The organism is Lysinibacillus sp. GbtcB16, from assembly GCF_019091145.1.
Taxonomy (GTDB): domain Bacteria; phylum Bacillota; class Bacilli; order Bacillales_A; family Planococcaceae; genus Lysinibacillus; species Lysinibacillus fusiformis.
Genome location: NZ_JAGXJV010000920.1, coordinates 1 through 232, shown reverse-complemented (window position 1 = coordinate 232; position 232 = coordinate 1). Strand labels below are relative to the sequence as shown.

Annotated in this window: 1 pseudogene; it reads left to right on the top strand. The window is 60.8% G+C overall.

What is annotated here, in order from left to right:
- Positions 1-232 (top strand): annotated as a pseudogene (locus KVT27_RS26305) (3D-(3,5/4)-trihydroxycyclohexane-1,2-dione acylhydrolase (decyclizing)); the annotation flags it as partial.

Below are 232 nucleotides of genomic sequence, written 5' to 3'. Positions count from 1 at the left end.
GGGTACTAACGGACCCCGCTGACACCGGAGCGGTGACGCTTGCTCTGCCGCAGGATGTGCAGGCAGAGGCTTATGATTATCCATTAGCTTTCTTTGATAAGAAAGTTCACTATATCGACCGCCGGCCAGCTGCCGAAGCTGCGGTTCAGCGCGCAGCGCAGCTGCTCCAAGGCAAGCGCAGGCCGCTTCTGATCGCAGGCGGCGGGGTGCTGTACGCCTCCGCTTCGAAGGA